The sequence below is a fragment of the Variovorax sp. OV084 genome, from assembly GCF_900111625.1.
Lineage (GTDB): Bacteria > Pseudomonadota > Gammaproteobacteria > Burkholderiales > Burkholderiaceae_C > Variovorax.
In genome coordinates, this window is the sequence record NZ_FOII01000013.1 from 118,065 (window position 1) to 140,069 (window position 22,005).

Below are 22,005 nucleotides of genomic sequence, written 5' to 3' on the forward strand. Positions count from 1 at the left end.
TGTCATCCTTGAAAGGTCACATCATGTTTAACTCCATCACCCGTTTCCTGCGCGACGAAGAAGGCGCAACCGCCATCGAGTACGGAATCATCGCGGGGCTGATCTCCATCGCCATCGTCGGCGTGCTCTCGGGCTCCGGCGGCCTGGGCACCAAGCTCGCGAGCGTCTTCACCTACATCACCGGCAAGCTCACCGTCCCGACGTCCTGAGCATTCGAACCCGTGATGCGATTGGCGTGTCTGCTCTGGCTGCTATTCGTCGCTGTCTATGACTTCCGACAACGCCGCGTACCCAACTGGCTCGTGCTCGCCGGAGCCGCTGTGGCCCTGGCCGCACTCGCCCTGGGTATGCAGCCTTTCGGGATCGACGCTTTCACCGCACTCACGGGCGCAGCCGTCGGCTTCGGCTGCCTGCTGCTTATCTACGCCATCGGCTTCATGGGAGCCGGCGACGTGAAATTCGCAGGCGCACTCGGACTCTGGGTCGGCCTGCCCGCGCTGCTGCCGATCTGGGTCGGCGCCAGCTTGTTGGCCGGCCTCCACAGCGCGCTCTGGCTCGCGCTGCAGCGCTGGCCCGTGTTTCCCCGGCTCGCGCTGATGCTGCAAGGCCGCTCCTCTGCGGTGATCGATATCGATGGCGGTGCGTCCCTGAAGCGCAAGCGCATCGTCCCCTACGCGGCCTACCTCGCCATGGCCACAGCGGTCTGGATGATCTGGGGGCGACAGAGTTAGCAGTTCGCCGCCTCTGTCACTAAGGGCCATTCATCTCTCCATTCCCATGATCGCTCGCCCCCACTCTTTCATCCGCCGCCAATGATCAACCTCACCAAAATCCTCGCCGCAGTCCTCGTGCTCCTGGCCATCGCGCTGGGAGGCTACGCATGGATGCTGAGCCGGCAGGCTCCCGCCCCGGCCGCGGCGACAACGGGCCCGGCAGCCGCGCCCACCAAGGCCAGAGAAGTGCTGGTCTATCCGGTCGTGGTGGCGGCCAAGCCGCTGCCCGCGGGCGAGGCGATTCCCGCCGACGCGCTGCGCGTGGAGCGCCTCACGATCAACCCGGCCGGCGCGTTCCAGGACGTCGCGGTGGCCGCCGGCCGTGTACCGGTGCTGGACCTCGCCGAAGGCACGCCCGTGATGGAAAACCAGCTGGTATCGGGTCTGGCGCTTCGCATCGGCGAAGGCGAACGCGCCGTCGCGATCAAGGCAGACGAGATCATGGGCGTGGGCAACAAGATCCAGCCCGGCGATTTCGTCGACGTCTTCATCACGCTCAAGTCGGATGGCAAGGACGTGGACCGCAGCCAGGCGCGCCTGCTGCTCGCGCGCAAGCGTGTGCTGGCCTTCGGCAACGCCTCCGTCGACGGCCTGCCGTCCAAGTCGCCGGACAAGGCGCAGCAACCCCAGCGCAACGAGCAGGCCCGTACGGCCGTGCTTGCAGTGCCCGTCGACGACGTGAACCGGCTGACCATCGGCGACGCCAGTGGTCGCCTGATGCTGGCGCTGCGCAACCCGGCGGACAAGTCGGAACCCGATCCCAAGCTTTTCGCCGAATTGCCCACGGCCCTGCAGCCTATACAAGCCAGGACCGGCGAGCCGCGCCGTGGCCCGCTGGAAGGCCTGGATCGGGCACAGGCCGGGTTGACCGCAGCCGACCTCGTCACAGGCGGCAAAGGCCCCGCCGTGCGGCCGCTAGCCACGGAGGTCCGCGCAGTTCCAGGCAGCCCGCGTACCGCGGGACCCGCGCGAGGCGGGCTCCAGGTCGAAGTCATTCGCGGCGAACGCAGCGAAACCGTGAACTACTGAGCCCGACGCCGGCCGCCACCCGACACAGGTCACCCAGGAAAATCAAATGCATTACACGCCTCGCGAGCCGTCGACCCGTGCCACTCGCAGTTCCAAGGAGGTTTGGCTGCAGCAGCAGCTGCGCCCGTCCCTCATCGCCGCGTGCGCAATGGCGCAAGCCGTCTGGCCGCTGGCATCGACCGCCGCCGATGCGCAGGGAACGCGGCCGCAACTCCAGCAGCAGCGCTCGCTGGTGGTTGGCGCAGGCATGCAGCAGGAACTGCTGATCGACAAAGGCATCGACCGGATGGCCATCGGCGACGAGGCCGTCGCCGCGGTCACCATCACCCGCAAGACGCCGAACTCGCCGGCCGCAAGGCTGATCGTGACTGGCAAGGCCGCGGGGCGCACCACGCTGATGGTCTGGGAAAAAGGCAATGCCGCCGCGACGACCTACGCACTCGAAGTGCGCCGCCGCGCGTCCACACTCACCGGCGCCATGGACAGCATGGCCACTCACCAGCAGGCGCGCGACACGGCGCTGGCCAGCACCGGCGACAAGGCCGAGCTGATCGATCGTTCCGTCGTAAACGTGCGCAGCAGCACCGTGCAGGTCGAAGTGAAAGTGGTGGAATTCAACCGCAGTGTGCTCAAGCAGGCCGGCCTGAACATCTTCAGCACTCGCGCAAACTCGCACGGTTTCAGCTTCGGCGTGTTCACGCCCTCGTCTCTCGGAAAGGCAACCTTCTCCAGCGACGGGAGCATCAGCGGCGAATACAGCAATCCGGTGACACAGGCCTTCGATCTTCTTTTCAACTTCAGCAAGGCCGGCATCGGCCTGAACGTGGGCTTCCTCGAAGGCAACGGCATGGCCCGCGTGCTCGCCGAGCCCACGTTGGTGGCGCTGTCGGGCCAGAGCGCGAGCTTCCTGGCTGGCGGCGAGTTGCCGATTCCAGTGCCGCAAGGCCTGGGCACCACCAGCATCGAATACAAGCCCTTCGGCATCGGCCTCACACTGACACCCACTGTGCTGTCGAACGAACGCATCGTGCTGAAAGTCGCTCCCGAAGCCAGCGACCTCGACTACACAAACTCACTGAGCATCAACGGCGTCGCCGTGCCGGCGATCACCACGCGCCGCGCCGACACCACGGTGGAACTGGGCGACGGCGAGAGCTTCGTCATCGGCGGCCTCGTGAGCCGCACCACCACCTCGAACGCCGACAAGGTGCCGCTGCTGGGCGACCTGCCGATCATTGGCACCTTCTTCAGCAAGAACAACTACCAGATGAAGGAGAAGGAACTGGTAATCCTGGTCACCCCGCATCTGGTCAAGCCCATTGCGCGGGGCACCGACCTCACGCCGTATCTGCCAGGCACCGCCGAACAGCGCGACGGCGCAGTATGGCGCTCGTATTTCCTCGGCGGGGCGGCCGACACGGCAGTGCCCGGCTTCTCCCGCTGACGACCACGATGACCCGGACAGTGCATCGCAAGCTGGCACCATGAACGCACCACGCGACAGCATCCCCGAAACAGGCACCGAGACCTACCTGTTTGCGTCGAGCAACGGCAGCCACATCACCTGGCTGACCGATGCGCTCGGCACCCTCGGCTCCGTGGTGGTCCTGCCCCCGGAAACGAAGTCGATCGACGAGCGCATCGCCCTGCTGGGGCCGGTGGCGGTCTTCATCGACTTCTCGCCCGACCAGGCCGCGGCCGCCAACCAGCTCCATCAGCGCCTCAAGCGCGACTGGCCGACGCTGCCCGTGCTGGCCACCGGCGTGTCGGCCGAGCCCGCCGCCATGCTTTCGGCCCTGCGCGCGGGCGTGGACGACTTCATCGACATTGCCGCGCCTCCCTCCGATGCAGTGACCACGCTGCGCACACTGCTGGAGCGGCGCAGCACCCTGCAGGGCGGCACGCGCGGCAGCACGCTGGCACTGCTCGGCGCGCGCGCCGGCCTCGGCGTGACCACGCTGGCCACCAGCCTTGCACTGACGCTGAACGACCAACTCACGCAGGCACCCGCGCGCCCGCCGGGCCGCAGCACGCGGCATGGCGTGGCACTGCTCGACTTGGGCCTGCCAGCGCGCGACGGCCTGCTCTACCTCGACACGCAAAGCGGCTTCAGCTTTGTCGACGGCGTGCGCAACCTGCGCCGGCTCGACCAGACGCTGCTGCACACCGCGCTCGCGCATCACACCAGCGGCGTGGCCGTGCTGCCGCTGCCCGCCAGCCTGGCGCAGGTGCGCGAGATCTCGCATGCCGACTCGGTCGCACTCATCAAGCGACTGGCCGACTTCTTCGATTTCCAGATCGCCGACCTCGGCGGCTTCTCGACCATCGACTTCATGGCGCAGACCGTGCGCGAAGCGCAGCAGGCGTGGGTCGTGTGCGACCAGAGCATCGGCGGCATCGTGTCCACAGCCAACATGCTCAAGGAGCTGCGCGCGCGCGGCGTCGAGATCGAACGCCTGTCGCTGGTGGTCAACAAGTTCGACGGCCACGTGGGCCTGTCGGCCAAGGACATCGCCGAGCGCCTCGAACTTCCGCTGCGGCATGTGCTGCCGGCGCGCAGCGCGCAACTGCTCGCGGCAGCCAGCCGCGGCGAGATGCTGGTGCGCACCGCGCGCAGCGACCCCTATGCGCAGGCCGTGACGGGACTCGCCCGCAGCCTGCACCAGGAATACATGTCTGCCACGGGCCAACCCCCGGCCAAGGATCCACGCTGGGTTGCGCTCATGTCGCAAGTTACCGGCCTCTGGAAGAGTTCACACGAAGGTTGAGCCCATGTCCACCGATATCGAATTTGCCGACGACGACCAGGCGTTCATCAACTCCCAGCAGTTCCAGGACATCAAGAGCTGGACGCATGACCACCTGCTCAGTCGCATCGAGGAGCTGGGCGCGGAGTTCGGCCGCTGGTCGCGCGCCTCGATCCAGCAGTTCGTCGAACTGGAAGTCGACAGCTTCGTGCGCCTGCGCCGCGTGCCGATCAACGACCGCGAGATGCAGCTCATCTCCGACGCGCTGACGAAGGAGCTCGCGGGCTTCGGCCCGCTGGAAGACCTGCTGAACGACCCGGCGGTCGAAGACATCCTGATCAACGGCTACCAGAACGTGTACGTGTCGCGCCACGGCATGCTGGAGCGCGAGACCGTGCGCTTCGCCGATGCGGAGCACGTGATGCGCATCGTGCGCCGCATCCTCGCGCCGCTGGGCCGACGGCTCGACGAGTCGAACCCGATGGTCGACGCGCGCCTGCCCGATGGCGGCCGCATCAACGTGATCATCGAGCCGCTGGCCATCGACGGCCTGTCGGTGTCGATCCGCAAGTTCCGCAAGGAGCCGCTCACGCCGGCCGACCTGGTCAAGCTCGGCACCTTCGACGCGGGCATGGCGCAGCTGCTGGAGATCGCGGTGCGCGCGCGCTGCAACATCCTCGTGAGCGGCGGCACCAGCTCTGGCAAGACCTCGCTGCTGAACGCGCTTGCCAGCTTCATACCAGCGCGCGAGCGCGTGATCACCATCGAGGACACGGCCGAACTCTCGCTCGGCACCAGCCACGTGGTGCGGCTCGAGAGCCGCCCCGGCGGCTTCGACGGCACGGGCGTGGTGTCTATCCGCGACCTGCTGCGCAACAGCCTGCGCATGCGGCCCGACCGGATCATCGTGGGCGAAGTGCGCGGCGCCGAAGTGATCGAGATGATGCAGGCCATGAACACCGGCCACGAAGGTTCGATGGGCACCATCCACGCGAGCTCTCCGCGTGAATGCCTTTACCGCCTGGAGATGCTCGCGGGCTTCGCCGGCTACCAGGGCAGCGAAGTGAGCCTGCGCCGGCAGATCGCCAACGCCATCGACTTCATCGTGCAGATCGGGCGGCTGTCCAGCGGCCAGCGTCGCATCATCTCGCTGAGCGAGGTCACGGGCGTCAACGACAACGTGGTGGCGATGCAGGAGCTGTACCGCTACGAGCCGGTCGCCTCGCCCGACGGCGAGGAGCGCGACCGCTGGGTGTCGCTGGGCATCGCGCCGCACTCGCCGAAGATCACGCGCTTCCGCCAGTCGCTGCAGCGTGCATCGCAGCATGGGGGAGACAACCGTGCATGAGATCCTGCTCACGGTCGCCTGCATCGCGCTGCTGATGGCGGCTGCGGGGCTGCTGCTGTGGCAATGGGCGAAAGGCCGGCAGGCGCGGCAGGCGACCGAGCGGCATCTGAACCAGCAGATCCTCGCCACCAGCACGGCCTCCGCGGCATCGACCACGGTCGTGCCGATGCCCCTGCGGGACCTTCCCGGCGAAGGCTCCGCGTCAACCCTGACCACGGACCCGTGGTTCGACGGCGGGGCGGCATCCAACACCCCCATACGCACCAGCCTGCTCGAGCGCGCGATCCCGGGGTGGATGGTGGGCGTGATCGAGCCGCGAACCATCGTTTTCGCCCTGGCCATCATCGCCGGCATCTGCCTGCTGGTCGGCATCCTGGCCGGATGGCTCGGTGCACTGGGCGTGCTGTTTCTCCTGCTGCTGATAGCGAGCTTTGCGCTGTGGCTGCAGCTGCAGAAGTTCCGCCGCAAGCTGATCCACCAGCTCCCCGGCTACATCGACGCGATGGTGCGCCTGATCACCATCGGCAACTCCACGCAGGCTGCTTTCCAGCTCGCAATTTCCACCACGCAGGCGCCACTGCGCGGTCATCTGGAGCGCTCAGCGGCCCTGGTGCGCGCGGGCATGGACCTCGACCGCGCACTGCACCAGACGGCAGCCAACGTGCGCATCGAGGAGATGTACCTGCTCGCCTCCATCCTGGGCCTGGGCGTGCGCTACGGCGGCCGTGCCGACCTGCTTCTGGAGCGCGTGGGCAACTTCATGCGCGACCGCGAGCAGGCGGAGCAGGAGCTCAGCGCCATGTCCTCTGAAACGCGCCTGTCGGCCTGGATCCTCGGCTTGCTGCCCGTGGGCGTGGGAGCCTTCCTGATCCTCACCAATCCCAGCTATTTCATGGGGATGTGGAACGACGGCACGGGCCGCATCCTGATCTTCTCGGCGCTGGGCCTGCAGCTGACGGGTGCAGCGCTGCTCTACCGGCTGGCGAGGCTGGCATGACATTGACATCCAATCAACTGGCCATCCTCAGCCTCGCGCTGCTGGCACTGGGCCTGATGATCGGCGCCGGCGCGCTCATTGCGGCCGAACTGCGCCGCACGCGCAGCGGCCACGTCATCGGCCGGGCGATCCGGCAGGCGGCCGTCGCGCCCGATACGAAGTCCCCTCTCGAAAGCGACACGGACCCGGACGCGCCGCCCAAGGCCGAAATCGAGCTGCCGTTCCACTGGCTGAATTCGCGGCTCGGACGGGCCCTGGTGGCGGACGAAGATCGCAACCTCATCGACCAGTGCGGCTTTCAGTCGAAGCGGGCTCAGCTGGTCTTCCTGGTCAGCCGGATCTCGCTCGCCTTCATGCTGCCACTGTTGGCATCCGTCTTCTGGAGCAGCGGGCACTCGCAGAGCACCGTCACCATCGTCCTCGCAGCGGCAGCCGCCATCGGCTTCATGGCGCCCAAGTGGGTGCTCGGCCGCATTGCCGCCGGCCGGCGCGAACGCGCGGCCCAGGAGCTCCCACTGTTCATCGACCTGCTGCGGCTGCTGCAGGGCGTGGGCCTGAGCCTGGACCAGAGCCTGCAGATCATGGCCACCGATTTCCTGCATGTGCTGCACGTGCTGGGCTACGAGCTGGGCATTGCCAATGCGCAATACAGCCAGGGCCGCACCCGCGAGCATTCGCTGCATCGCCTTGCCACGCTGCACAAGAACGAGAACATGCGCGGCCTCGTCTCGCTGCTGGTGCAGGTCGACCGGCACGGCGGCGCGGTGCAGGAGCCGCTGCGCGTGTTCAGCGACCGGCTGCGCGAAAGCCGCCGCTCGGAGATGAAGGAACGCATCGGAAAGATCACCGTGAAGATGACCGGCGTCATGGTGACCACGCTGCTGCCGGCGCTGGTCATCGTCACTGCTGGGCCGGGCTTCATCGCGATATTCCGTTCACTGGGAGCCATCGTCAAATGAGAACACTCGATCTTCCCAAGCACGCGAGCCGTGCCGGTCGCCTGCTGGCCTGCACTGCCGCGGCCGCCGCGCTCATGGCCGTCACCGGATGCGGCGCGCTCAAGGACCAGTACGCCGCCAGCGCCGACGCACAACAACGCGCATCCGCCGAGGCTGCCGCCGACACCAAGGCCGGCGCCGCCGTCGACACCAAGGCCACCTACCTCAAGCTCGTCGAGCAGATGCAGAAGGAAGGCCTGTGGTTCGCGTCGCTGGCGCACATCGACGCGCTCGAACAGCGTTGGGGTGTGTCGCCCGAATCCACGCGCATGCGCGCCGATGCCCTGCGCCAGACCGGCCAGGCCGCATTGAGCGAGCAGGCCTACAAGCGCCTGCTGGGCACGCCGCTCGAAAGCGCCGGCTACCGCGGCCTCGGCCTGCTGGCAGGCGCGCGCGGCAGCTACGCGGAAGCCGTGCAGCTGCTGAAGCAGGCCCAGCGCCTGACGCCGACCGACGCCCTGCTGCTCAGCGACCTGGGCTACGCAAACCTGCGCGCGGGACAGATCGCCGACGCCCGCCTGCCGCTGATGCAAGCCCTGCAACTGCGCCCCGACAGCACCCAGGCCCAGTCCAACCTGGCGCTCTATCTCGAAGTCACCGACCAGGGCGAGCAGGCGAACAAGCTGATGGAGGCCAATCGCATGCCCGCCGCAGCCCGCGCGGCAGTGCGAGACGCGGCGCAGCAACTGCGCGCTGGCGGTACGGTGCCCCTCGCGGCGGCAATCTCCGCACCGCCTCCCGTCGCCCTGCGCCCGATTCCCAACACCAACGAGCTCGCGCGCGAAGACCTGACGCAACCGCCTCCTCTGATGCTCAAGGCCTCGCGCTGGTCCGGCACGGGCGGCATCCGCACGGCCAGCCAGCGCAATCCGTCCACCGCGGATGCAGCAGTCTCCCTTTCGCCGAATCCGACCTCACAAGGCACTCCATGAGAAAAGCACATGCCCACCGTCTCGCCGCACTGTCCGCATTCGGCCTCGCGGCCGCGTTGATGAGCACCGCTCCCATGGCACTCGCGCAGCAGGCGGTGCCGCCCAAAGCGCCGGAGCAGGCGTCCACGCCAACGCCCGCGCTGCAGGCCCAGGAAGAAATGGCCGGGGCCGAAGAGTTCGTGTACGAGCCTCTGCAGGTGGGCGACGCCACGCAGGGCCTGCTCGCATGGCAGCGCAGCGGCGACATCGCCTCCACCACACCGCGCCCCATTGCGGGCAACGTCGCGAACCGCAGCTACGAACGCTACCTGAAGAGTTTCGAATTCCCGATCCCGGAGCGCATGGGCTCGACCGTCAAGTCGACAACGGGTTCGGGCGGCGGCGGCGGTAGCGGCGGCGGCATGCCGAAATAAGCACGCCTCCAGCAGAGCCCGCGCATCGCCATGAAAACACCACATCCCCGCACCCGAGCGCACGCCCAGCGTGGCGCGTACGCGGTCGAGTTCGCCATGGTGTTCCTGATTTTCTTCGCGCTGCTCTACGGAATCATCAGCTACGGCATGCTGTTCGCCTTTCGCCTTGGGCTGCAGAACGCGGCGGAGGACGGCGCGCGCGCAGCGCTGCGCTATCAGCCCACCCTGCCGGCACGCGCCACCCAGGCCCAGACCACAGCAACGCTGAGCAGCAACTGGATGCCGGCCGTCGTGACGCGCAGCGTCAGCGCCACCGTGTGCGGGGTGGTCTCCAACAACTGCACCGCCCCCACCTGCGGCGCCACCTGGGACACCCGTTGCCAGATGGTCGTGACCGTCACGGCCAGCAACCTGCAACTCCTGCTGCCGCCGTTCCCGAGCTTCGCCATGCCCGACCAGATCGTCGGCAAGGCCAGCATGCTCCTCGATGGGAGAGCGCCATGAGCATCCGACGCGCGGATGGCAACAGGAGCGCAGCCACGCGCGGCCGGCAGCGCGGCGTGGCCGCCATCGAGTTCGCGCTGATCTTCGTTGTGCTGTTCAGCGTGCTGTACGCGCTCGCGACCTTCGGGGCGGTGCTCTACACGCAGCAATCGGTCACGCGGGCATCCGAGGAAGGCGCACGGGCCGTTGGCCTGCTGACGCCGGCGCCGACGGCGGCCGACCAGCGGGTCAAGGACGCCGTGTACGACTCGCTGGCCAACTCGCTCGTGGTGCCGGTGTCGGCCAACACCAGCGTGACGACCCGGCGCAGCTGGATCGTCTCCAACGTCACTGTGGACGTGAGCCGCAGCGACCCGAGCAGCCCCGGGGCCTACATCCGCTACGTCGTCACCGTGAGCTATCCATACAGCGCGAACCGGCTGTTGCCCACGATGCCACTGCTTGACACCAGCCAGTGGATGCCCGACCAACTGCGAAGCCGGACGACCGCCGCGCTTCGGTCGTCCTGAGGGCGCGCCGCCAACATGAACGCTGCAATCCGGAGCCCCTCTCGCCGCACGCGATCCCGCGGGTCGATCCTGATCAACACGGCCATCGCGTTGAGCCTGATCGTCATCACGCTGATCGGCACCGAGATCGGCTTCATGTACTTCATGAAGCGGGAGTTCCAGAAGACGGCGGACCTTGCCGCCCTGGCTGGAGCACAGCAGATCCGCGGCGGCTGCGCCGTTGCGATCGCGGCAGCGCAGCTGAACGCAAACGGCGCCTCGGGCGGCGCGCCCGCCAACATGCCCGCCGGCCTCACGCTGGCCGCGGGCGAGGTCCAGTGCGGCTACTGGGACAAGGACACGAGCTTCCAGACGCCCGCCGTCACGGGCCCGGCCAATGCAGTGCGCGTGGCCTTCCAGAAGGCTTCACCCACGCTGCTGTCGTTCTTCACGGGCAACCGGCTCATCAGCGTCAGCGCCGTGGCAGCACTCAGCGCGCCGCTCGCCGAGTTCTCCGTGGGCAGCAAGCTCATCACCGTCAGCGGCGACTCGACGCTGGGGCGGCTGCTCAAGGGCATCGGGCTCGACCTGTCGGGCACGTCCCTGGTGACTTACGACGGTCTCGCCCAGGCCAAGATCACGCCGGGCGGGCTGCTGGCCGCATTGGGCATCCCGGTCTCCGCCGACATCGGCGTCGGCGAACTGAACACGCTGCTCGCGGGCCGCTCCGTGGCGCTGGGCGACCTGCTCAATGCCATCGTGACACTGGCGGGCCAGAACAGCCTGCTGAGCAGCAACATCGCATTGCTCCAGGCCATCCAGGCCAAGCTCGGGATCACCAACCTCATGGTGCAGCTAGGCTCCGTCGCCGGTGGTCCCCGCGGCCTGTTCGCGGAGATCGTCTCGCCGGGCGGCAGCGGAAGCGGAGCGTTGAACGTGGGTGTGGGCGCGCTGGACCTGCTCTACTCCTCGATCGGCGTGGCGACCTCGCAGCATGCCGTCGATACGGGGCTCAACATCAATCTGTTGGGGCTGGTCACGGCAACGGCGAAGGTGGCGGTGATCGAACCGCCGTCCGTGGCCATCGGCGGCATCGGTGCCAAGGCTTACAACGCACAGGTCCGCAGTTTCATCCACCTGACGACGGGCGGCCTGCTCGGTGCATTGATCAAGATCGACTTGCCAATCGTGGTCGACGCGGTGAGGGGCATCGGCACGCTGATCGACATGTGCACGCCCGCGCTCCAGGATCCGGTGAGCGGCAAGGACCGCGCGAAGTTCCAGGTGACCAGCAGCATCGCGAATGTGTGCGTAGGGCAGATTGCAACGACGGATCTTTTCTCGAAGTCGGAGGTTTGCCAAACAAGTTTGAGTTCGATGGAGTTGGTCAACGTGCTGGGTTTGCTGAAGGTGAATAACTTCGTGAAGCTTGATGCACTGGCCGGTCCTCTATCTCAACTGACCCTCGCCGAAGGAGAGACCGGAACGACATCGGTCAACGAACTGCAGCTGGGAACGCTAGTGTCAGATCTTGTGGCTGCGCTGACGCAGGTGCTCCTCGGCACTCAGACTCCGCCCGCTGGAACGCCCACCAGCGCGCAGCTGGACAGCCTGACGAGTCAGCTCTGGGACAACACCTCCAGCATATGCACGCAGAGCAACTCAGGCTGCTGGGGTCAACGGTACGCGAGCGTCATCAACACCATTCGCCAGAACGCGGGACAGAGCGGCTTGCTGACCGGCGTCTTGAACGGCGTGACGGATCTTCTGACGGGCGTGCTGAATCAATGCACTGGCCTGCTCGGACTGGGCGGCAGCGAAACGGGCTGCAAAAACATGATCAGAGCCACCCTGTCGAGCACCACCAATAGCGCCGGCGTCGCCGTCTCCAATGCGCTTTCCGTCCTGACCGGCCTGCTCAAACCCCTGCTCGACACCATCGGCGCTTCGGTCCTCACCCCCCTCCTGACAAACGTACTAGGCATCAACCTCGGCCAGATCGACGTGAACCTGAAGTCGCTCGACTGCAAGGGCCTGCCCATGCTTGTGTATTGACGCTCCCCCTCCGATGAATTCCCCCGCCTCCAACTTCGACGAACTCGACCTCTTTGTCTGGGAAGGCAAAGCCGACATCCTCGACCGCATCGCGCGGTGCATGGCGAGCTTCGACGTGGAGGTGATCCGGGCCGATGGCCTGCCGCCTCCGCCGCAGGATCGCGGTGCCGCGCTGCGTCCCTCGGTGGCGATCATCAGCGTCACGGTCATCGACAGCGGCGGGCTGGCGCATGCCACCGAGCTGCTGCAGGGCATGCCGGTGATCTGGGTTGCGGCGGGTTCGCGCGAGCGCGATTCGCGCACTTATCCGCCCGAATATCTGCACGTGCTGCCGTACGACTTCACCTGCGCGGAGCTGCGCACGATGGTCGCGAAGCTGGTGCGGCAGTTGCGCGCGCGCGAGGTTGCGCCGCAGCCGCCCGATGTGCTGGTGGCGCACTCCGAAGCGATGAAGGCGCTGCTGGCCGAGGTGGGCGCCTTTGCCGACTGCGACCACAGCGTGCTGGTGCGCGGCGAAACGGGCGTGGGCAAGGAGCGCATCGCGCAGCAGCTGCACCTGGGGCACCAGCACTACAGCAAGGGCGCGTTCGTGGCGGTGAACTGCGGCGCGATTCCCGACGGGCTTTTCGAGTCGCTGTTCTTCGGCCACACCAAGGGGTCTTTCACGGGCGCGGTGCATGCGCATCGCGGCTACTTCGAGCAGGCCACGGGCGGCACGCTGTTCCTCGATGAAATCGGCGACCTGCCGCGCTACCAACAAGTGAAGCTGCTGCGCGTGCTGGAAGACAGTGCGGTCACGCGGCTGGGCGCGACGGCGCCGGTGCGCGTCGACTTCCGGCTGGTGGCCGCCACCAACCGCAACCTGCGCGAGATGGTGGCGAGCGGCGAGTTTCGCGCCGACCTGTTCTACCGGCTCGCTGTGATCGAGCTGCACGTGCCCAGTCTCGAAGAGCGCGGCGAGGTCGACAAGATCGCGATCTTCAAGGCGCTGCTGACCAACGTGCTGGGCGACGAGCTCGAAACGCTCGGCGAAACGCCGCACTGGCTCAGCGACGCGGTGGCCGAGACTTACTTTCCGGGCAACGTGCGGCAGCTGCGCAATCTCGCGGAGCGCGTGGGCGTGATCGCGCGACAACTGCACGCCTGGGACCAGAACCTGATCCAGCGCGCCATCGCGCTCACGCGCGGCACGCCCGCGCCGGCGATCTTCGCCGACCGCAATGGCATGGGCGGCGGCAGCAGCAACGGCAATGGCAGCTCGCTCGATGGCAGCGCCGACCGCAAGGGCTGGAACAGCAGCGAGCGCAACCGCATCATCGCGGCGCTGGAGATCAACGACTGGAAGCGCCAGGACACCGCGCAGCACCTGGGCATCAGCCGCAAGGTGCTGTGGGAGAAGATGCGCAAGTACCAGATCCTCGACGGCGAGCCGGGCATCCCCGAAGACGCCTGACCGGCGACAGCGGCCTCAGGGCGTCGAAAGGCGCGGGGTCCTGCGCAGCGGCGGGTTCGCTCCAGCCGCGTCCACGCTGCGCTCGGCCACAGGCTCGCTCGCGCAGGCCGTGTTGCTCGAGATACAGAGCTTTGCCAGCAGGCCGTCTTCCGTCAGCACCTGGCGGCTGGGCGCGCCGAAGAGGCGGTCGATCCAGCCGTTGGTGCCCACCGGGTCGATGCGCAGTTCGCCGGTGGTGCGCGCCAGGCGCAGTTCGGAGATGCGCAGGTCGAACACGCCATCGACGTAGTCGAACAGCAGCGTGTAGTAGTCGAGCTGCGCGTCGAGCACCTTGGGCAGGGTCTCGCGGCCGAACTCCATCAGGCGGCGGCGACCACGGAAGGCCTGGCCGGCGGTGCTGACGGCTTCCATCAGTTGCTTCTCGCGCTCGCGGCCGGAGACGGTGCGCGACCACGATGCCGACGTGAGCTCGAACAGGTTGAGCTTCACGCCTTCGAGCTTGGCCTCCTGGTTGGCGACTTCGGCCAGCGCCGACTTCAGGCGCAGCTGCCGGTCGAAGCCGTTGCCGAAGTTCCAGTTGAGTTCGACGGCCGCGCGCGTCGGGTCTTGCGGCGACACGCCGCGCGGGTCTTTGCTCTTCACGAGCACGGCGTCGAGCGACGGGTAGAGGCTCGCGTCCTGCTGGTCGGCCAGCGCCTTGGCGCGGTCGATGCGGCCCTGCGCCTCTGCAATTTCAGTGCTGCGCGACTCTGCACGGCGCAGCGCCTCTTCCTGCGAGCCGATGCGCCATTGAGTCGGTGCTGCAAGCACGGGCAGCGACTCGGGATTGGGCGAGAACTTGAAGTAGTTGCGGAACTTGGCGAGCGCCTCGTCGCGCTGCGCCTCGAAGTCGGACTCACGCGCGGCCACCAGCGCGCGTCGCGAGGCCGCCATGTTCAGGTCGTTGTCACCGCTCACGCCCAGCGCCACGCGGCGGGCCTCGGCCTTGGAGATTTCGGCCACCACTTCGGTGGCCTTGTGCGCGATCTGCTTCTTGAGGTCGAAGCGCTGCACCTGCAGGTAGGCGGTGAGCGCGTCCAGCACCACCTTCTGCGAGGTGGTGATGACGGCTTCGTCGTCCGCCTGGTTGCCCGCTTCGGCGGCGCGCTGCGCGGCGCTCATGGCGCCGCCGTCGATCAGGCTCATGCGCGCCTCGGCGGTGAGCACGGTGTAGCTTTGGGTCTTGGCGTTTTCCGCGCCGCTGTTGTAGTTGCCGGACGAAGTGCCGAGCTTGAAGCGCGGGTAGCGCGCCTGCTTGGCCGCATCCACGCTGTAGCTGCTGGTGTTGGCTGCCGCCTGCGCGGTCTGCACTTCCGGGTATTCCTGCGACAGCGTTATCAGGGCCTGCTTCACCTGCTGGGTGTAGCTCGCGGCGCCGAGCGACGGCGGGGACAGGCGGCGCGCGAGCATGAGCGTGGCACCTGCCTCCTGCTGCTGTTGTTGTTGCTCCTGCGCAAAGGCAGCGGGCGGCAGCGCGAAGCTCGCGCACAACGCTGCGCAGACAGCGCCGGAGCCCATGCGGCGCAGGTCGACCGGTTTGCGGTACTTCATGGTTCGCGGAAGGCTTCGCGCCGCAGCTTGAGCACAGGTCGCAGGATGTACCAGATGAACGGGTCGGTGCCCACACGCAAGTCCACTTCGGACTCCATGCCGGCGGTAATGCGGTTCTCGTCGCGCCCCACGTGGGACTGAGACATGCTGATGAGCAGCCGGTAGTACGGCGCACCGCTGGAAATGGCCGGGTCGCGGTCGGCATCGGCCGCCACCAGCTTGACCTTGCCGTCGACCGCGCCGTAGCGCAGGTAGTCGTAGGCGGTGATCTTCACGCGCGCCTGCTGGCCCACTTCGATGAAGCCGCGGTCGTTGGGATTGAGCCGCGCCTCGACCATGATCTCGTCCTCGTCGGGCACCACTTCGAGAATCGACTCGCCGGGCTTCACCACCCAGCCCGGGCTGGAGTTGCGCAGGCCCTTGACGATGCCGTCCGACGGCGCCTTCACCACCGTGCGCGAACGCTGGGTGCGGGCACGCGCCAGGTCTTCACTCAGGCTGGCGAACTGGCGCTCGACCGTGGCCAGTTCATCCGATGCGCGGCGGCGAAAGCGCCCTTCGGCCTCGGCCATCTTGGCCTGCGCCTCGGTGATGGACGCGTTGGCTGAAATCACGCCCTGGCGCGCCACCGCGAGTTCGCTGCGCGCGCTCTCGGCCTGGCGCCGCTTCTCCAGCACCTCGACCTGGCCGACCAGCTTCTCGCTGAGCAGTTGTTCGGAAATTTCGAGTTCCTTTTGCGCCAGCACCAACCGGTCGCTCAAGCCCTTGACCTTGGCCTGCTGCTCCAGCTGCTTGCTGCGCGCCTGCTCCAGGCCCGACACGGCGCCGGCCATCACGCCGCGCTGTTCGAGCGCGCGCGCCTGGTAGGCGCCGGTCTCGCCTTCGAACACGGCCTCATCGATGTCGGTGGCAAAAGATTCGCGCTTGAGCGGCTGGCCGCGGCTCTCGGCGATGAGGCGCACGCGGGTGGCCTGCGTGGCGGCATAGCGGGCAGTGAGTTCTTCGAGGTTGAGGCCGCTGCCGCCCAGGTCGATCTCGACCAGCGACTGCCCCTGCTTGACCTTGTCGCCTTCCTTCACCAGCACGTTGCTGACGATGCCGCCTTCCAAATGCTGGATCGACTTGACGCGGTCAGAAGGGATCACGCGGCCGGGCGCGACCACCACGGTCTCCATCGGGAAGCCAAGGCCCACCAGGGCCAGCACGCCGATCGCGCCGCCGATGATCCACTGGCGCCGCCGCCCCTGCGGCGAGGTCTGGGCCGCGCGCTTGTCGTTCTCGTCCTGAAGAATCTGCGGCAAATCTGATTTCAAGTCGCGTCCCCGGTCACTCGTCATTCGCGCATCACGCCATCGAGCGGGAGGCCGTGGCCCCCGCTGCACCGTCTTCCGCATCGCCCAGCGCGACCAGCGGTTTCTTCACGCCGAACAGCTTAGGCACCATCAGCGCAGCCGTGCCCTGCTCCACATTGCCCAGCCCCGTGACGTGGTAGACCACGCTGGCGGCGGAGACGATGCGCAGCGAATGCGTGACCACCACCACGGTGCGCACCTTGGCCACCGCGAGCAGCGTGGCGAGCAGGTTGCGCTCGCTCTGGAAGTCGAGGTCGTTGCTGGGCTCGTCAAGCACCAGCACCGAGGGCTTGCGCAGAAAGCTCATGGCCAGCGCCAGCTTGCGCCGCTCGCCCACCGACACGCCGGTGCCGCCTTCGCCGACCATGGTGCGGTAGCCGTCGGGCAGCCGCGAGATGAAGTCGTGCGCGCCCGAGAGCTTGCAGGCCGCAACGATCTGCTCGTCGCTCTGGCCCGGGGCCGTGCGGCGCATCACGTCGATGAGCGAGCCGCCGAACCAGTAGACCTCCTGCGAGAGATAGCTGATCCAGTGCGACAGCTCTTCGCGGCCGAACTGCGAGAGGTCGTACTCGCCAATGCTGACGATGCCGCGCGTGGGCGTGTACAGGCCCGACAGCAGCTTCACCAGCGTGGACTTGCCCGCGCCGTTGCGCCCGACGATCACGTGCAGCCCGCCCGGGCCGATGTCGAGGTCGACGTTTTCCAGCACCGGCTGCTGCGCCGTTTCGGTGAAGCTGAAGCTCACGTCTTTCAGGGTGATGCGGCCCAGCGGCTGCGGCAGCGTCATGCCCGTGGGCGGCTTCTCGACCGGTTCGCGCAGAACGGTTTCGAGCCGCTTGGCGGCTTCCTTCGCGGTGGCCAGCGAGCGCCAGTTCGACACCAGCCCCGCCACCGGCTGCAGCGCCTTCAGCGCCAGCATGTTCGATGCGACGAGGCCGCCCACCGTCATCCACTGCTCCATCACCGAGACCGCGCCCACGGTCACCACGACCACCGAGAACACGGTGAGCAGCACGGTGGTGCCGTCGCGCGCGGTTTCGATCTGGCCGTTCTTGCTGAAGCTCTCGGTGAGCCATGAGTTGTAGGTCTTGCGCCACATCTCGATGGTCGGCGCGTCGTTGGCCTGGGCCTTGAGGGTTTCGCGCGCGTTGCAGATCTCGGCCGTGACGCGCTCAAGGCCACGGCCGCGCTGCACTTCCTCGACGCGGCCGGAGCGCACTTCGTCGGCCCACCACCACGCGAGGAAAGACATGATGGCCAGGAACAGCGCCACCACCGGCAACACCGGCAGCGCGACGATGCCGATGACGATGAGCGCGAAGATGGCCATCGGCAGGTCGAAGATCGATTGCGCGAGCCCGCCGGTGACGGTGCCGCGCACCGAAGCCACGTCGCGAAAGTACAGGTGCCACACAGAAGCAGGCCGTGCTTCGAGCGCGCGCAGCGGGCGGCCCAGCATCGAGTTCAGCAGCGCGCCCGACACACCGTGGTCGATGATGGCGCCCGCATTGCGCAGCAGCCGCGAGCGGCGCGTGCGCAGCCAGAACTCGATGCACAGGAAAAACAGAATGCCGCTGACCAGCGCGGCAAGCGTCGAGGTGCCGCTGCGCGAGAGCACGCGGTCATACACCTGCAGCAGGAAGATCGAAGGCAGCAGCCCGAACAGGCTGATGGGTAGCGAGCGCCATGCCGCGCTCTTCACCAGCGGATAGGCCGCTCGGAATGCGGCGTTCAAGGCGCCCGCATAGGGACTGGCGCCAGGTTCGTCTGGCGTGTCGGCAACCAATTGACTGGGCAAGAGGAACTTGATCATGGGAAAGAGCCGATCCGTCGTGCAATGACGCCTGCGTCATTATCAACTGTTACCCGGCTGTTACAAGGCAAAAATTCACTCGCCGTGCACATCAACACGACAGCTTTCGCCTCCCATGAACCGGCTCCGGTTGCGCGGCGCTTCCCTTGACCGCGCAACCGGCCGGACTCCCTGCTTTGGCCTCCCTGTTTGATTGGGGCAAACCCTCTGCGAACACCAATGCGATGTTGGCGCACAGCAGCATGCAAAGCACCCATGCGCACAGCAGTTGCAGCCAGCCCAGCCACCAGCGGCGCAACGGCTGCCGACGCAGCGGCGCCTCATGTTCGAAGGGCGAATTCGCAAGTACGTTCCATCTCATGGCAGTGCTTTCAAAACCCGGGCCAACCGGGACAGGCCGACGCCCGCCGAACTCTTCGCCAGCACCCAGTCGCCGGGCTGCAGCAGGCTGCCGAGCGCGGTCGACAGATCGGACACGTCGACGAACCAGTGCGAGCGCACCTTGGTGCGAATGCGCGTGTGCAGTGCCCGCATCAGCGGGCCGCACAGCAGCACGCGGTCGGGCTGGGAGGCCAGCAGCTCGGCTTCGAGGTCGAGGTGGTGGCGTTGCGCGGCGGGGCCGAGCTCCTGCATGTCGCCGAGGATCGCCACGCGGCGCGACGGCTCGCAGGGCGCCTGCGACAGCAGCTCCAGCGCCGCGCGCATCGAGCTCGGGTTGGCGTCGTAGGTCTCGTCGATCAGCTTGAAGCTGCCGCCGCCGATGTGAATGGTGTGCAGTGCGCCACGGCCGCCCGGCGGCTCGAAGTGCGCGAAGGGCTCGACCGCGGCCGCCAGCGGCAGGCGCATGGCCTGCAGGGCCGCGAGCGCGGCGATGGCGCTCGCGCCCATGTGGCGCCCCGGCGCATTGAGCCGCAGCTGAAAGGGCTCGCCCGCCACCATCGCCTGCACTTCGCCGTGGTCGAAGGCGAGCAGGCGCACATCGGCGTCCTTGTGCTCGCCGCAGGTCACGATCTGCAATTGCTGCGCCATCGCCGCTTCGGCAAAGGTCGCGAACTCGGGCATGTCGCGGTTGAGCACCACGCTGTCGCCCGGGGCCATGGCCTGGAAGATCCGGCTGTCGAGCCGCGCTGCGGCCTCCGACGGGCCGCGGTGTTTCTGCGACGCAGCCGACAGCCCCGTCACCACCACCAGCGAAGGCCGCACCAGCTGCGCCGACGCCGGCATGTGCGAGGTGCCCATCTCCAGCACCCAGTAGGCCGCGTGCCGCGGCATGCAGGTCATGTTCCAGGCGATGCCCGATGGCAGGCTGACGTTGCCCTCGGGCTGGCCGACCTCGCCCCACACGGTGAGCGCGCCGGCCAGCATGGCGGCAACGGTGCCGCTTGCCGCGCCGTTCGTCGCGCCGCTGCCGAGCACGCCGCACACGCGGCCGGTGAACTCGGCGCGCGCATGGTCGCCCAGCTCCAGTACGGCCTGCAGCACGTTCGACACCTTGAGCACGGGCACGCGCTTGTCGAGGTGCGGCTTGGGGTCGGTGCACAGCACGGCCGCGGCCGGTTGCAGCACGCCCTTGAGCGTGACGGCCGCCAGTGGTGTCTTCGACGGCCGCGTCTGGTGGTCGAACACCACGCGGCCCTTGCGCATGAAAGAGCGCTGCGCCACGCCGGTGGCGCGCCAGCCGTCTTCGGGCTTGACGACCCATTCGCCGCCGGTGACGCGTGCCATCTCGCTCGCGGTCCAGACGGCGCCGTCGTCGCGCGCGCCGCCCACGCCGGTGCTGCCGCCGCCGCCAGTGCCGGCCGCTCCGGGCGAGGCGCGCCGCTCCACCAGGTAACGGTGATAGGCGACGAAGCCCGACACGTACTGCTCGACGTCGTCGATGCGCACGCGGAACGAGTGATGGCGGATGAAGAACGAGCCGACGACGGTGGAAGGCCGGCGGAAGTACATCGCCATCTCGGGCCAGAAGAAGCCGTTGAGCAGGTAGTGCGCGCGGTAGTCGAGCGCACGGTAGAACTTCTCGACGTCGAGCTCGTCGAGCAGGTGCCGCATCGCGGGCATGCCCTCGAGCCGCTGGAGCATCTGCTGCGCGGCCAGCATGAGTTCGAGCAGCGTCGGGAAGGTGGTCTTCCGGTCGAGCACGAAGTCCAGATACCCCGCCACGTTCTGCAGGCCGAAGCGAAAGTACTTCTCCTGCGGGCTCCAGTGCGTGAGCTCGTACACGCAGCAGCTGAGCCAGTGGTCGTGCGCCTGCCAGTGCTGGCTGGAGATGAAATGATCGAACGCCTTCTCGACCACGGCCAGCCATTGCGGGTCGCGCGTGAGGGCATACAGGCGCATGAGGCCGTAGGCCGCTTCGCCGTCGTAGTAAATGATGCGCGAGGCCTGCTTGACCGTGAGGTCGGCCGCATGCAGCACGTGGTTGAAGCGGCCGGTGGACGGGTCTTGCAGCGAGGCGATGCCGAGCGCGAGCTTTTCCAGCAGCGGCAGCCAGCGGCGCGTGTCCGTCAGCTCGCAGTACTTCACCAGCGCGAGCACGCAAGCCGCGTTGCCGCCGAGCTTGATCTCGCCGCCGGTGTCTACCAGGAACGCCACCGCGCGCCCGTCCACCAGCGTGTAGTCGCGGATCAGCGAGCTCGTGAGATGGTCGAGCGAGCGGTCGATGGCCGCGCGCAGCGTTTCGTCGCGCGTGAGCTCCCACGCTTCGATCATTGCGTAGAGCGCGCTTGCATGGCGCATCGCGTCGTAGGTCGGAATGCGGCGGTCGAAGCACGGAAAGTAGCCGTACACGAAGAGGCCGTCGCTCTGCACCTGGCGCGCCAGGTACGACGAGCCGCTGCGCACGAGGTCGAGCACCGACTGCGGGTTGAGTGCCGGCAGCTGGCGGCGGCCCGCGTCGAGCCCCGTGCCCACCAGCTTGTGCACCACCCCGTCGGGCTGGCAGAACACGCCCACCGTGGCGAGCAGGTAGACCGGCTGGTCCGAGGGCATGTCCAGCGGCGGCGAACTCTGGAAACGCGCCTGGCCGTAGACCTCGAAGTTGCGCGCGTTCACCACCGAATGCGGAATGGTCGAATCGCCGCACAGCATGGCGTTGGCGTTGAGCTCCTGCTCGGTGAAGGCCAGCGCGAAGTCTTTGTCGAAGGCCAGGCCGAGGCGGAAGTAGTTGCGCTTGACGGCGGTGAGCTGTGTCTTGAACTGGGCCCAGTCCATCGGGCTCGCGCCCTCGACCCAGTCGATGCGCAGCCACGGCGACACGATGCCGCGCTCGCGCACCCAGCGCTCGGCATGCTCGGCGCCTTCGCGCCAGGCGGTCTCGAAATCGGCGGCCCGCGCGTGCACGACGTGTGCGCGCTGCGAGCCATCGCTCACGGAGAAGAACAGCGTGAACGCCGGGTACGGGGCAGGCAGCGCCGCGCACACCGACACCAGGCGTTCGTGGCAGGCGTGGAGCTGGTCTGGGAAGGACATCATTCGGCTCCGGACGAATGCGGGAGACCGGCCGCGCCCGTC

At 67.6% G+C, this 22,005-nt stretch carries 18 protein-coding genes; 14 read left to right on the forward strand and 4 right to left on the reverse strand.

The genetic code is table 11. The annotated features are described in order from the left end of the window. Positions 1–23 precede the first annotated feature (23 nt). From BMW87_RS25730 to BMW87_RS25795, 14 genes are all read left to right on the forward strand, one after another. Positions 24–209, forward strand: a complete 186-nt coding sequence (locus BMW87_RS25730) for a Flp family type IVb pilin (protein ID WP_093079682.1) — start codon at positions 24–26, stop codon at positions 207–209. A 15-nt stretch (positions 210–224) separates the two neighbouring features. Beyond that, positions 225–731 (forward strand): A24 family peptidase, encoded by a 507-nt coding sequence (locus tag BMW87_RS25735; protein WP_093079685.1) that lies wholly within the window; start codon positions 225–227, stop codon positions 729–731. A gap of 81 nt (positions 732–812) precedes the next feature. Beyond that, positions 813–1,802 (forward strand): Flp pilus assembly protein CpaB, encoded by a 990-nt coding sequence (cpaB, locus tag BMW87_RS25740; protein ID WP_093079687.1) that lies wholly within the window; start codon positions 813–815, stop codon positions 1,800–1,802. Between the two features lie 46 nt (positions 1,803–1,848). Then, positions 1,849–3,246, forward strand: a complete 1,398-nt coding sequence (locus tag BMW87_RS25745) for a type II and III secretion system protein family protein (protein WP_093079690.1) — start codon at positions 1,849–1,851, stop codon at positions 3,244–3,246. A 40-nt stretch (positions 3,247–3,286) separates the two neighbouring features. Continuing rightward, positions 3,287–4,570 (forward strand): CpaE/TadZ family protein, encoded by a 1,284-nt coding sequence (locus tag BMW87_RS25750; RefSeq protein WP_093079692.1) that lies wholly within the window; start codon positions 3,287–3,289, stop codon positions 4,568–4,570. 4 nt (positions 4,571–4,574) lie between these two features. Beyond that, on the forward strand, positions 4,575–5,897 hold the full coding sequence (locus tag BMW87_RS25755) for a TadA family conjugal transfer-associated ATPase (RefSeq protein WP_093079695.1): 1,323 nt from the start codon (positions 4,575–4,577) through the stop codon (positions 5,895–5,897). Beyond that, positions 5,890–6,894, forward strand: coding sequence for a type II secretion system F family protein (locus BMW87_RS25760; protein WP_256216912.1), 1,005 nt, complete (start codon positions 5,890–5,892; stop codon positions 6,892–6,894). Before BMW87_RS25755 ends, BMW87_RS25760 begins: the two co-directional genes overlap by 8 nt. Next, positions 6,891–7,853, forward strand: a complete 963-nt coding sequence (locus BMW87_RS25765; RefSeq protein ID WP_093079700.1) for a type II secretion system F family protein — start codon at positions 6,891–6,893, stop codon at positions 7,851–7,853. The genes BMW87_RS25760 and BMW87_RS25765 overlap by 4 nt, the downstream gene beginning before the upstream one ends. Continuing rightward, positions 7,850–8,824 (forward strand): tetratricopeptide repeat protein, encoded by a 975-nt coding sequence (locus BMW87_RS25770; protein WP_093079702.1) that lies wholly within the window; start codon positions 7,850–7,852, stop codon positions 8,822–8,824. The genes BMW87_RS25765 and BMW87_RS25770 overlap by 4 nt, the downstream gene beginning before the upstream one ends. Then, positions 8,821–9,237, forward strand: a complete 417-nt coding sequence (locus BMW87_RS25775) for a DUF3613 domain-containing protein (protein ID WP_093079705.1) — start codon at positions 8,821–8,823, stop codon at positions 9,235–9,237. The genes BMW87_RS25770 and BMW87_RS25775 overlap by 4 nt, the downstream gene beginning before the upstream one ends. Positions 9,238–9,267: 30 nt before the next feature. Then, positions 9,268–9,741 carry a TadE/TadG family type IV pilus assembly protein gene (locus BMW87_RS25780; protein ID WP_093079707.1) on the forward strand — a complete coding sequence of 158 codons (474 nt, stop codon included), beginning with the start codon at positions 9,268–9,270 and terminating at the stop codon, positions 9,739–9,741. Then, on the forward strand, positions 9,738–10,250 hold the full coding sequence (locus BMW87_RS25785) for a TadE/TadG family type IV pilus assembly protein (protein ID WP_093079710.1): 513 nt from the start codon (positions 9,738–9,740) through the stop codon (positions 10,248–10,250). Before BMW87_RS25780 ends, BMW87_RS25785 begins: the two co-directional genes overlap by 4 nt. Positions 10,251–10,265: 15 nt before the next feature. Continuing rightward, positions 10,266–12,284: a TadG family pilus assembly protein gene (locus BMW87_RS25790; RefSeq protein WP_093079713.1), complete on the forward strand. Its 2,019-nt coding sequence runs from the start codon at positions 10,266–10,268 to the stop codon at positions 12,282–12,284. Between the two features lie 13 nt (positions 12,285–12,297). Beyond that, positions 12,298–13,737, forward strand: coding sequence for a sigma 54-interacting transcriptional regulator (locus BMW87_RS25795; RefSeq protein ID WP_093079715.1), 1,440 nt, complete (start codon positions 12,298–12,300; stop codon positions 13,735–13,737). Between the two features lie 15 nt (positions 13,738–13,752). Here BMW87_RS25795 and BMW87_RS25800 read toward each other — a convergent pair whose 3' ends face one another. From BMW87_RS25800 to BMW87_RS25820, 4 genes are all read right to left on the reverse strand, one after another. Next, positions 13,753–15,327, reverse strand: a complete 1,575-nt coding sequence (locus BMW87_RS25800; RefSeq protein ID WP_093079718.1) for a TolC family protein — start codon at positions 15,325–15,327, stop codon at positions 13,753–13,755. Continuing rightward, on the reverse strand, positions 15,324–16,640 hold the full coding sequence (locus tag BMW87_RS25805) for an HlyD family type I secretion periplasmic adaptor subunit (RefSeq protein ID WP_093079720.1): 1,317 nt from the start codon (positions 16,638–16,640) through the stop codon (positions 15,324–15,326). The genes BMW87_RS25800 and BMW87_RS25805 overlap by 4 nt, the downstream gene beginning before the upstream one ends. A gap of 31 nt (positions 16,641–16,671) precedes the next feature. Further along, complete coding sequence (locus BMW87_RS25810) at positions 16,672–18,492, reverse strand: peptidase domain-containing ABC transporter (protein WP_093057544.1); 1,821 nt, start codon at positions 18,490–18,492, stop codon at positions 16,672–16,674. Between the two features lie 357 nt (positions 18,493–18,849). Continuing rightward, the gene (locus BMW87_RS25820; protein WP_093079725.1) at positions 18,850–21,966 is read right to left on the reverse strand and encodes a glutamate ligase domain-containing protein; all 3,117 of its coding nucleotides are present in this window, start codon (positions 21,964–21,966) and stop codon (positions 18,850–18,852) included. Positions 21,967–22,005: the final 39 nt, after the last annotated feature.